This window comes from Aestuariivirga sp., assembly GCF_044239095.1.
GTDB lineage: Bacteria > Pseudomonadota > Alphaproteobacteria > Rhizobiales > Aestuariivirgaceae > Aestuariivirga.
This window is the reverse complement of the sequence record NZ_JBIICB010000126.1, coordinates 1-11,433: the sequence shown is the minus strand read 5'-3', so window position 1 is coordinate 11,433 and position 11,433 is coordinate 1. Positions and strand designations below refer to the sequence as shown.

At 55.6% G+C, this 11,433-nt stretch carries 8 protein-coding genes, 1 tRNA gene and 3 pseudogenes; 3 read left to right on the top strand and 9 right to left on the bottom strand.

All coding sequences use genetic code 11. The features are described 5' to 3' along the window. The first annotated feature begins 236 nt into the window (after positions 1-236). The 3 genes and pseudogenes from ACILRA_RS12525 to ACILRA_RS12515 all read left to right on the top strand — a co-directional run. On the top strand, positions 237-1,253 hold the full coding sequence (locus ACILRA_RS12525; protein ID WP_395662431.1) for a LytTR family DNA-binding domain-containing protein: 1,017 nt from the start codon (positions 237-239) through the stop codon (positions 1,251-1,253). 128 nt (positions 1,254-1,381) lie between these two features. Beyond that, positions 1,382-1,526, top strand: a pseudogene (locus ACILRA_RS12520) (transposase); the annotation flags it as partial. Next, positions 1,525-1,848 (top strand): annotated as a pseudogene (locus ACILRA_RS12515) (hypothetical protein); the annotation flags it as partial. The pseudogenes ACILRA_RS12520 and ACILRA_RS12515, both read left to right, overlap by 2 nt. Before the next feature lie 93 nt (positions 1,849-1,941). On the opposite strand, the gene ACILRA_RS12510 reads toward ACILRA_RS12515, so the two are convergent. From ACILRA_RS12510 to ACILRA_RS12470, 9 genes and pseudogenes are all read right to left on the bottom strand, one after another. Beyond that, positions 1,942-2,643, bottom strand: a complete 702-nt coding sequence (locus ACILRA_RS12510; protein WP_395662430.1) for an SDR family NAD(P)-dependent oxidoreductase — start codon at positions 2,641-2,643, stop codon at positions 1,942-1,944. Positions 2,644-2,758: 115 nt separating this feature from the next. Continuing rightward, positions 2,759-3,139: a hypothetical protein gene (locus tag ACILRA_RS12505; RefSeq protein ID WP_395662429.1), complete on the bottom strand. Its 381-nt coding sequence runs from the start codon at positions 3,137-3,139 to the stop codon at positions 2,759-2,761. A 307-nt stretch (positions 3,140-3,446) separates the two neighbouring features. After that, complete coding sequence (locus ACILRA_RS12500) at positions 3,447-3,689, bottom strand: hypothetical protein (RefSeq protein WP_395662428.1); 243 nt, start codon at positions 3,687-3,689, stop codon at positions 3,447-3,449. Positions 3,690-3,828: 139 nt separating this feature from the next. Beyond that, a pseudogene (locus ACILRA_RS12495) lies at positions 3,829-5,058 on the bottom strand (cation:proton antiporter); the annotation flags it as partial. Positions 5,059-5,503: 445 nt separating this feature from the next. Beyond that, positions 5,504-5,579 (bottom strand) — tRNA-Phe (locus ACILRA_RS12490). Positions 5,580-5,863: 284 nt separating this feature from the next. Further along, positions 5,864-6,934 carry an alginate lyase family protein gene (locus ACILRA_RS12485; protein WP_395662427.1) on the bottom strand — a complete coding sequence of 357 codons (1,071 nt, stop codon included), beginning with the start codon at positions 6,932-6,934 and terminating at the stop codon, positions 5,864-5,866. A 702-nt stretch (positions 6,935-7,636) separates the two neighbouring features. Next, entirely contained in the window at positions 7,637-9,448 is a 1,812-nt protein-coding gene (locus ACILRA_RS12480; RefSeq protein WP_395662426.1) for an FAD-binding protein, read from the bottom strand. Positions 9,449-10,505: 1,057 nt separating this feature from the next. Then, entirely contained in the window at positions 10,506-10,682 is a 177-nt protein-coding gene (locus ACILRA_RS12475) for a DNA gyrase inhibitor YacG (protein ID WP_395662425.1), read from the bottom strand. Further along, a partial coding sequence (locus ACILRA_RS12470; protein ID WP_395662424.1) for a ribonuclease E/G occupies positions 10,679-11,433 on the bottom strand: 755 nt, incomplete at its 5' end. The genes ACILRA_RS12470 and ACILRA_RS12475, both read right to left, overlap by 4 nt.

The following is an 11,433-nucleotide window of genomic DNA, read 5'->3' as shown; positions in this document are numbered from 1 at the left end:
CGAGCAGGTTCCCTTAAGGTTGACACCGGAGGTCAAAACCGCGCGAGTTCGCCCGTGATGCTTGAGTGATGACGCCACCTCAGCCGGTAGGAAACTGCGGCCCTACTCGATGATCGATGGCAGCCAATTGCAGTGCTGCACCCTGAAGCTCGAGCGATTCATTGACCCCTCCGAGGTCCCTAAAGCGCAGGCTGGGTGCCGCATTACTAGAGCTTTTGCACGAACGGGCACTTCACGTGCATGATCGGTTCGGTCTACTTGTGCTGGCTGGGAGGAACGGCCTGCCCATTGATACCAAATATGGAGACTATGACTTAAAGATGCAGAAAGGATCGTTACATGAGGTGCTTGAATGGCTGAGGTCAAAGGTCGACCCTCGTGAGTCATGGATTGGATATCTGTTCGTGTCAGGTATGGCTCTGGCCGTTGGAATCGCTCTTCTGGACCCATCTGCTTCGCAAGGCCTTAACTTCATTGAGCGCTTGGCATTTTGGCTGTCTCATGCAACTCTAGCCATCGCGATCCTGGAATCGGCACAAATTTTCCTTGGTCGGTTTCGACTGTTTGCGGCTCTTCCACCGCTGCTTCTTGTATTGCTAGGCGCTCTGTTGGGCGCACCAATTTTTTCCGTTGCTTCACTCTTGATACTGGAGTCATTGTTGCATTTTCCGTCACTTGAAATTGGCGGAGACAGTATCACCCTTTGGGAAGTTCTTGAGGAGATCCGCTCTAGTAGTGGTCAGGTGCTACTGTTTTGGATCCTCTTGAACACTCCTCGGCTGTTGATAATTTCTGCTGAGCAGCGTCTGCGAGGCAGTCTGGATCATGGAAATGACAACAGTGAAGATGACGCAAATGAATTGCCAATTATTAACCGAGACCTTCCAGAGTTTCTCAGGAAACTGCCGCGAGGTCTGGGAACTGATATTGTAGCCTTGACCGCTGAGTTGCACTATTTGCGCGTGTATACTTCGCTTGGGGACGCGTTGATATTGATGTCGTTTAGTCGTGCGGTACAGGGTCTTGCGGGCATTCCCGGCGTGGTCGTGCATCGTTCACATTGGGTTGCCAAAGAACATGTCGTTCAAATAAAGACCCAAGGCAACAGGACTTCTTGCTTGCTTTCTACCGGCTTGATTGTACCAGTCAGCCGACCAAACCGAGCGCAGATTTCCTTAGTGCTTGATCGGAAAGAAGCGCAACGAGCCGTGAACCTGGCGCAGGAGATTGTAAAATCAAGCAGAACGAAATGATTTAAATCTTGTTATACTATTGAGCGGGCATTGGGGCCAGTTCATACTGAGCTGCTCCCCGAAAATCGGACAGTGACGGAAGCTACGATCTGACGTCTGCTGGTCTCCAAGAACGAGGAGATCAGAACATGAAGAAACGCAGGAACCATGACGCGGGGTTTAAAGCGTGTGGCGCTGGAAGCCGTGAAGGGTGAGCGCACGGTGTCGGAGCTGGCAGCTGAGTACGGTGTGCATCCGACGATGATCCATCAGTGGAAAAAGGCTCTGTTGGACGGCGCGGCTGAACACCTGGCTTGGGGCCATGACCGAGGCGCATCCGCCACCGGCTCCGGGGGGCCACCGGATCAAGCTGCGCTATATGACCCAGGTGAAAACCCGCCCGCCGGGGTTCATGGTGATGTGCAGCCACCCCGAGCTGATGCCGGACAGCTACCGCCGGTACCTGGTGAACGGGTTGAGGGACCACTTAGACATGCCGGGCACGCCGATCCGGATGACGATGCGGGGCCAGGGGGACAAGAACCCGTTCAGGAATCCGAAGTTCCACACCCCGTCCCGGCTGCGCAAGCATATGGAGAAGAATACGGGGGAGTGAGGGAGTGTCCGAGGGGGGGGACAGGGGTGGGGCCGTTGTTTTTGCCGGGAAATCATCGGCGGAGCAACCATTCGGAAAGAATTCGCGCGCTTGTCAGTTCGTTCCGTCCCGCTGCGCAAGGTCGATTCGTGCCACGCGCGAGGCGGGCGAGAGCGAAAGCACCAGATCAATCGTGGCCAGCAGGTCTATCATGGGAATCGGGGTCTGGTCGGGAAAGCGGCCCTCGGCGATGTCGGCCTCAACTTCGGGTGTCGCGATGTTGCCGGGGTTGAGAACTGTGATGCCGATGGGCGCGCCCAAGCCGGAAAGGGTAGGCACCAGCGCCTCGGCCATCCCCATGAGGCCGAATTTCGAGGCGGTGTTCGCCACCTCGGGCGTGGCCCCGCCGGGAATGCCGGAGAGCGAGCCGATGAAGAGCGCGCGCGGGTTGGCGCTGCGCGACAGGGCGGGAGCCAATCGTCGCATGAGTTCGATGGGAGCCACGAGGTTCACATCCAGCACGCGGCGCGTTTCGGCAAGGCTGCTGCGCGCGAAGGTGTAACTGTCGGTAAAGGCCCCCTCTTCCCAGACCCCGCCAAGATAGAGCAAGGCATCCAGCGGCCCGTCGCCCACGGTGGACTGAATCGCATCAAGCCCCTGTTCCGTCGCCACATCTGCCGCGATCCAGCGACCCGCGACGGCAGCCGAGCGCGACACCGACAGAAGCTCTGCCCCTCGGGCGGCAAGATGGCGCGCGACGGCAGAGCCGATGCCCCGGCTTGCCCCGACCAGGAGATAGCGCGCAACACCAGACATGGCGGCTCCCTTTCACATACCAAGCGTATGTAAAATTGGCAGAGAACGCGGCGGTGTCAAGGGGGGCCAAATTCCTTCGAAGGAATTTGGCAAAAGCCTTAGAAGGCTTTTGCGCTCAGCGCCGGGCGGTCTGCCGGGCGGCAAGCGCCAGGGCAGCGATGCCGATCAGGGCGAGGGCTGTGACTGGCAGGTTGCCGCTGCCGTTGCGGACGGCGACGGCGGCAAGGGCCCAGATGACCGTCAGGCCGTATTCGGGGGCGCGGTGCAGCCGAAGCTGGATGGCGAGGGCCACGGCCAGCACCACAGCGAGCGTCAGCAGGGCGGCAGCCGTCTCGGTCAGCCAGCCGAACCCGGTCAGCAGCACGCCGAAGGAAACGCCGGTGGCGGCGGTGAGCCAGCCTGCAAAGATGGCAAGCGGGGCGAGCAGCAGCCAGCGGTCGGGCGCGCCGGGGGCGCGGAACAGCTCTGGCCCGAGACCTGTGCGATGGTGGGCCAAAGTCTCCGAGACCACTTTGTCAACGAAGCGGCGACCTACTGCGAACAGGGGGGATACCTGCACGAAGCAGAGGACGGCGAATGCCTAATGGTCACCGCGGTCAGCCATCGGATGCTGAACACAGCAGAATACGTCGAGCCAGATCATCGACTGCGGTGGCATGCAATCGTGCGGCGTATCGACGGTGAATTGGTGCATGAGGTGATTTACGAGCCCTGCGCGGCTGGCACACCAGTTGGGTTTGAACGTGTGCTAAGACGCTCGGACCTAGCGGCAAATTACGAGTGATGTTTCGAGGGGCGTTGTTCTAAACTCGGTGTTCCAAACACAATGTTCCAATAGCAAGTCCAAGCCCAATCAAAGTGTTGCAGACGAGAATGTTACTCAAGAAGGGTCGTCCCGCCTGGTAGCATAAATTGTGGCCAAACACCTTTTGGATCAAATGTTCGTCTGTGGCAAAGGTGGCCTGCCAACGACGGGTGTTTGGATGACGGTAAACCTTGACGGCACCGTCCATCAGCACATGCGTTTCGTCTTTGAGTTTGGCCATACTGTGCGCTCCGCTGTATTGCACAGTATAGTTTGTGTGTTGGCATGTCAGCCGGAATCGAACCAGCGATACGCGGATCCTTAATCCTACCTCGGTTTTGCGGATGTGATGTTCATGGGGCATTAATCGTTGGAGTTAGAGGCTTGAGTTGCTGGCTGCTCCATTGATCGAGGAGAGCAAACATCACGGGGTTGGCTAGGATTGAGATCATAGCGCCCGCCACGACAAGGTCCTTTGCCTCTGCTGGGAGGATTTCAAGTTTGGTGCCCATAACGACGAGAATGAAGGAGAATTCACCGATCTGAGCGAGGCTGGTAGCGATGGTGAGGCCTACTTCCTTGTCATGGCCAAAGGCGCGGACGATGGCGTAAGCTGCGAGGGATTTCACAAGGAGGATGATAAGGACTGAGCCGATCAGCGCGAGTGGTTCGTTCAGCACAATCATCGGATTGAAGAGCATTCCCACCGAGACGAAGAACAAAACCGCGAAGGCGTCGCGTAGCGGCATAGTTTCGCGCATGGCCTGCTGTGACAGGGTGGAGCCTGCCATGACCATGCCTGCAAAGAAGGCCCCAAGCGCAAAGGAAACGCCGAAGATCTGTGACGAGCCATAGGCCACGCCCAAGGCGATGGCGAGGACTGCGAGGCGGAACAACTCGCGGCTGCCGGTATGTGCAACGTAGTGCAGGATCCATGGGATCAACTTGCGCCCGACGATCAACATGAGGGCGACGAAGGCCGCAAATTTCACCAGCGTCACGGTGAGTGTGGCGGTGACGGGGCCGAAGCCCATGCGCACAGCCTCTTGCGCGGCACCTTCGGTGACGGGCTGCGCAGTGCCGCCCAGAAGGCCCGCAAGCGGCGGAATGAGGACGAGCGCGAGGACCATCACCACATCCTCGACTATAAGCCAGCCTACAGTGATGCGGCCGCGGTCCGAGGTAATGAGGTTGCGGTCTTGCAATGCCCGCAAAAGCACGACGGTGGAGGCGACCGAGAGCGAGAGGCCAAAGATCAGCCCTGCGCCGATACCCCAGCCCATGAGCAGTGCCAGCGCAAGGCCCGCAGCGGTGGCGACTGCAATTTGGCCTAGGGCGCCTGGAATGGCGATCCGGCGGACTGAGAGCAGGTCTTTGACCGAGAAGTGTAGCCCCACGCCAAACATCAGAAGGATCACGCCCAGTTCGGCCAGTTCGGTCGCAAGGGCCTGATCAGCCACATAGCCCGGTGTGAATGGGCCAATTATGATGCCTGCCAGCAGATAGCCCGCGATCATGGGCAGGCGCAGTCGATGCGCGACCAGACCCAGAACGAAGGCGAGCGAGATGCCGATGACAATCGTGGCGATCAGGGGCGTGTCGTGGGGCATTGGGTCTCCGTCTGTTGTTGAAGGTATAGAAGCTCTGCCTGTTGTTGCAGGCGAGAGGCCTGTGTCGGATTGCTTTGGATCAGTTGTAAACTACTGGTCAAACATCACGTTTCAACCAACTGATTTTGCTAGGTGATCACGAGGGGCAGGGTATTGTTTCAGACTATTGCAAAAAGGCTAGTAGTGAGTTGCTACCCTAAAATCGGGGAGCGACAGAAACCAAAATCTGACGACTGCTGTTCTCTACGATAGCCGAGAACACTATGCTCTAAACACACTGTCCCAAACACTGTGTCGTAAACACACTGTCCCAACAGCAAACCCAAACACTGTGTTGACCACAGTGATTCCAACCACACCAACGCAATCAAAACTGTGCGATGACTGTGCGACGCAGGCACCAAAAACTGTGCGATGCGTATCTTGTTGATTTTGTTGAGTTAAGTGGTGCCCAGAGCCGGAATCGAACCAGCGACACGCGGATTTTCAATCCGCTGCTCTACCAACTGAGCTATCTGGGCACCGTTGCAAGCGAACCGTTGCTTGATGCTGGGCTGAATAGACGACACCTGCGGGGCTGTCTAGAGGGTGAAGGGAAGAATCTCGCCAAACTAAGCAGTTGTTTGACTGCATATTTGGCACATGACAGCATTCGGCTATGGAGCCCACATCCACATTGCGTGTTGGAAGTTGAGGGAAATCTTGAGCATGGTGTCGCGACAGAAAGCGCACAAAAACTGTTCGCTCTCATCGGCGCTGGACAGTCTAACATCAACTCACGCAGGTGCTTGGACGAACTGCGCTGTCACCCAGCGTTGCAACGAGCATTCCCATACGGTCCATCGGGATGGCCAATCTTGCCTGAGCTCAGAAACGGTGAGAGTTTGAAAAGACGGATAGCATTCTCGTTTCTTCCGAACTTCGCGAGGTAGTAATGCCCCCAACTTGCCATCTCACCATTGGGCCAAGAGCGATCCTGATTGGTCGGAGAAGTTCCGGGGAAGCTTGCGTCTCGCGTCTCAGGATCGTTTGCGTAATCTGCGATCAACGATGGATTCTCTGTGGCATCAAGCAAGAACGTGATTATTGAGTGAATGGACTTGGTGCCTGATTGATAGCCCCAGGCATCAAGACCTGCGGTTTCAAGTACGTCAGCCAAGACTACAAGATTCCCAACGGCCTGATTGCTATAATGTAAGGCGCTTCCGCCGCGCCCGCTATCGCGCGGCAAAGACCCATCCTTCCGTTGCCCCTTGATTGCCGTGACGTACGTCTTGAATGCCTTGTTGAGCATCTGCTTGTCATTGGCGGCGTGACCGTAAGCTGCCATCAGAACACCAAAAAGGTACTGCTTGTTGTCCAGTTTGAAGTTTTGCAGTGCGTAGTCTTTTTGTAGGCCCTTAATCAGCTTAACTAGCCAAGCCTCAACCAAGGCTTGTTCATCGGGAGTGTAACGCTTCTTATCGCGAGCATAGGCCAGTGCCTGAGGAACAATAACTAGAAGTACGTGAAAGATCGGTGGCGTTTCTGCAGAAATATCATATTTAATCGGTCGGCGCCCTGCATTTGCGACAATTTCAGCGCGAAGATCCTCTGCTGCTTTGTTTGACACTACGGCTTGCGCAGATGATGCGGTTATATGCATCGCGTAAGCGTGCATGTAATTGTCGAAATCACTAAGATAAGTTTCGTGATAGCTATTTGAAATACTGATCTCATCTGGCAAGGGTCCAGGATGGGGAGCCGAATAAGACGAGCAAGATGCCGCAGTCCCAGATGGTTCAAGAATTGATGCTGATGCATCAGTTGCGAAAGCGAGCAAACCCGCGACGAGGACCGGCGCAATTACCAAGGCCTTTTTCGGGTGGCTTTCCATGATGTCACGTATCTCCTCGTGCAACATAATGCGATCAGACTAGCAGGAAGCATGCAAAAAGAAATCGTGCGCTGCATGGCTAGATCTGAACTATATGCCAAGAAGCTTACAAAGCACACGCTGTGTTGCCGAACTGTGTTCCAAACACTGTGTTGCGAATACTATGTCCCCACAGCAAACTCACCCACTGTGTTCAACACAGTAAACCCCAACACTGTGTTCAGCATTGTGAACTCAAACACTGTGTTCAACACAGTAAACTTCCACACGCTGAAAGAGCATTTCTAGCAAAACTGTGCGATGACTGTGCGACGCATAAACTCAAAAGTGTGCTATCAGTAATTTACTGATTTTACTTAATTAAGACTTTTGTTTCGGTGGTAGTTTTTGCTGCCTACGCGGATTTTCAATCCGCTGCTCTACCAACTGAGCTATCTGGGCACCGTTGCAAGCGAACTGTTGCTTGATGCTGGGCTGAATAGACGACACCTGCGGGGCTGTCTAGAGGGTGAAGGGAAGAATCTCGCCAAACTAAGCAGTTGTTGGACTGGGTTTCTGGAGGTCTACCTGCCCCTAGTCTGAGATCCAGAACAACGAGGTCTCAGCGCCCATCATTGTCAAGAAGTCCTTAAGCAGCCCATGCTCTCCAGTCTGAGTTGTATTGACAGGCAATGCTTGTGGAAATGATGCCTCAGCCATTACTCAGATTCGATCAAATCCGTCTGCACTCCAATACTCGCTGCCTACCTGATGGTGTCCAGTAAACAAGCCTTCCGGGTCGTAAGTAGTCTTGATCGCAAGTAGCCGTGGGTAGTGTTCGCCCCAAGCGGCCTCCCGCCAGTTGGCCTCGTGGTAACTCATCTCGGACGAATAGGAGCCAGCTCCTGGGGCGATGCGGCGGAATTCAGCGAAAGATTTGGTAATGAGGTCGGCTTCGGCAGTTGCCACGGCTGGGTCTGGGTCGTAACCGTCGACCCCGGGAAACATGCCGACCTGGCCGCCGGCGATGATCACTAGTGCGAAGGCGTCGATGGCTGAGGGGTGGACTGCGGTTTTACGGGCCTCGGTGCGCCGCTCCTCGGTCGCACCAGCGAGCCCCTTATTGAAATGGAGAGTCGTGACATAGTGGCGTGACGCATTGACTAGCGCATCTGCCAACTCTTCAATCCTATCATTTGCTAGTAGGTTTTCGGGTAGCCACAAACTTTCGTATCCATGCAGAAAAATCCCAACTTCTGCCGTATTGCCTCCCCACCAGAAGCGTCCAGTTTCTTGGCCTGCACGAGTGTCGACGCGGATTGTGTTAGGGAAATTGGCCTTTCGGTATTCAAAATCCCACCAATGCCGACCCGGGGCAACGATCAGACGTGCTGGTTCGCTCAATTCATAGTCATTAGGTCGAGCTTCGACCCAGTCAAAGAAGGGTTTCCAGACTTCCCTTGCGCCCGCATCATCCAGACCCTGAAAACTCATCTGTATGCCAAGAGTATTGTCGGGAGCGAATGATACCTGTTCGCCCCATGTTGGGTTGATGAGTGTTTCTTGTGCGAAGGTCGCGAAATGCAGTGCTAGTGTACGAAAAGCATCTTCGTTACGTGCCTTAACCGTACCAACCATAAAGCCAAGGGTCTTGGGCAGTGGATGTGTGGCAATTGTCACCCTAGTGGTCACTCCCCAGCCCGCGCCACCACCCTTGATCGCCCAAAACAGATCAGGGTCGTTGCATTCGTTTACGATCCTGACATTTCCATCGGCTGTGACGATTTCAGCCTCCAAGAGGCTAGCACAGGTCATGCCGCCGTACTTTGAATAACTTCCAAAGCCGCCTGTCTGTAGATGGCCACCTACACCAACCGACGTGCAGCCACCGCCCTGGACGTAGCGACCATGTTCTCGCACGACAAAATCGTACAGGTGAATGAACTTTTCGCCGCTGGCAACGCTAACAGCGGGTCGTGGGGCTGTGTCGCAGCCCTGCGGTATGAAATCATCATGAAGCTCCAACCCCTTAAGATCCCGCGTCCAGATCATAAGGCTATCTGGTGCGTTCGATTGTCCCAAATAGCTATGCGCCCCCCCTTTGACCACCACGCGGAGGAAGTGGCGAGCGGCGAATTTCACCGCAAGGGCCACGTCCTGGGCATTCTTGGGAATGACAACGAAGGCGCTAGGAGAGGACATCCAGCCATTATGCCAGCCGGAGGATTGCGTGCCGCCAGAATAGTCTTGGATGAGGAAGGGGTTCTGCAACTGCTCTACTGTAGCGCTGTTCAGCGTGCCGCCGGTTTCGGCTAGAAGAGATTCAATCGGCCGAACGCAGGTTTCCAGCGTCCCATTAAGGCTCTCTGCGAGGGTGTTCCAGTCTTCAGCTGTTGGCCAGTCCGTGTCACTGGGTCTTACCCTATTCCTAAGGGTTCCGGCGGCGGCAGGAGTTGCACGAGACAGGTCGGACCCGACCAACCCAGCGACGGCCATCGCGCCGATCCCGGTCTTCAATACATCTCTACGGCGCATTGTGCTCTGTATCCTCTCGTTCTCCTTGGGGTTTCAAGGTAGCAAGCAGATCCCAGAAAACTAAGAAAACTATACTTAGGCGTTTGCATTCTACCTCGATCGACATAAAGAGTGCTCACATTTTATCTCAAGGTCAATGCTGCCTGATTAACTTGGCAGTATCGAACCTAAACTCTAACGCGATTAAGAAAATTATATCTCCCTTTAGGCGTGTTCTTGGCGCTTTATGGAAGTGCTTACTCTGCTATGGTGTCAGAAAAACGATGCCTACCAAGCTGGATAGAGCCAAAAATCAACATTCTCGATCCTCCAAGCCAGTCCGTGTTGCCTTAAACGTCACATCTAATGCAGGTATTATTTCAATACAGTAACAGCAACGATCCCGAGCGCTGGGATCAAAAGCATGCTGATCCATCCTGGACCCCTTCCTTCAACATTTTTATTCACCATTATGGCTCCCTAGTATTAGGCTAAAGTTACCCCATATTCCTCTTGTAGATCGGTCAAGACTTAGATGGGTGACAGGTTTTCCTTGGTGAGGCGGTACACTTTGCCAAACAACATGAGGTAAGGACCAAGCTGTGTGTAGCAGTCGAGAACTGTCATCCACATTGCGTGGACCTGGAAACTGATGTCGGATTGCTGTGTTGTCGAACTGTGTTCCAAACACTGTGTTGCGAATACTATGTCCCCACAGGAAACTCACTCACTGTGTTCAACACAGTAAACCCCAACACTGTGTTCAGCATGGTGAACTCAAACACTGTGTTCAACACAGTAAACTTCCACCAGCCCAACAGTAACGCATGGAAAACTGTGCGATGACTGTGCGACGCATAAACTCAAAAGTGTGCTATCAGTAAGTTACTGATTTTAATTAATTAAGACTTTGTTTTCGCAGGTATTTTTTGCTGCCTACGCGGATTTTCAATCCGCTGCTCTACCAACTGAGCTATCTGGGCACTTTGCAAGGCGTGGCCTTGGTTGGTGCGCGGGTGATAGTGCAGCGGGCTTTCGCTGTCCAGAGGGTTTTGGCAGATTTCCGCGGCTTTTCCGCTTATTGCGGGCGGGCAGGGGGATCGGTCAGCTCGGCTGGGTTTTCGTCGTCGATCGCTTCAGCGGGAATGGCGTAATCGCCGCGCAGCCAATGGGCCAGATCGACATCGGCGCAGCGGCGCGAGCAGAAGGGGCGGTATTTCGGGTCGCTGTCTCGGGCGCAGATCGGGCAGCTCATGCCAAGAGCTCGGCCAGTGCCAGCCGGTCGCGGCGGCGGGTAAACTCGTAAAGGCCGAGCGTCGTCCAACCGGCCAGTGTCACATCGGGGCCGTCACCTTTGAAGGCGGCGCGGATTACCTGTTCTAGAATGGCGCGGTCTTTCTTGGGTTGGGGAGCAAAATCCACCACCACCTGTCCGCCCAATCCCCGCAGCCGTAATTGGCGCGGCAGATCGCGGGCGGCGGCGATATTGGCCTTGAGCGCCGCCGCAGGCGAGGTGTCGGGGCCGGTGTTGACATCGACCGCCACCAGCGCGCGGGTGGGTTCGATCATCATATGCCCGCCGCCCGTCAGCGCCACGCGCGGGCTGAGGAGGGCGTCGATCTGCTCCAAGATACCATGAGCCTCGAACCCGCCGGCGCGGTCTTCGACCATATCGGGCGCCGGGCTGGCCCAATCGCGCCAGGCGGTTTCATGCGCGCCGGGGCCATCGAGCAAAAGTTCGGGGGGGCCGTCCAGATCAGCCAGAACGGCGGTGGCCAGATCGCGCATCGCGGTGATGTCGGCGGCAATCTCGTCCTCATCTCCTTCGAGCGCGGCCGAGCGGATGATGAGGCCAAGGCGGGGGTCGGCCCCGGCCATTGCTTGCGTCGCAAGATCGCTCAGTGCGGCGCGGGTGTCTTCCTCGCGGATCGCACGGCTGACGTTCAGGCCGGGGGCGTCGGGGGTGACGATGGCAAAGCGCGATTTGAACAAAAGCCGTGTGCTGA

Coding starts and splice junctions, on each gene's coding strand:
- ACILRA_RS12500 (WP_395662428.1), bottom strand. CDS start 3,689: ATGGCCAAACTCAAAGACGAAACGCATGTGCTGATGGACGGTGCCGTC.
- ACILRA_RS12475 (WP_395662425.1), bottom strand. CDS start 10,682: ATGAGCTGCCCGATCTGCGCCCGAGACAGCGACCCGAAATACCGCCCC.
- ACILRA_RS12480 (WP_395662426.1), bottom strand. CDS start 9,448: ATGCGCCGTAGAGATGTATTGAAGACCGGGATCGGCGCGATGGCCGTC.
- ACILRA_RS12510 (WP_395662430.1), bottom strand. CDS start 2,643: ATGTCTGGTGTTGCGCGCTATCTCCTGGTCGGGGCAAGCCGGGGCATC.
- ACILRA_RS12485 (WP_395662427.1), bottom strand. CDS start 6,934: ATGGAAAGCCACCCGAAAAAGGCCTTGGTAATTGCGCCGGTCCTCGTC.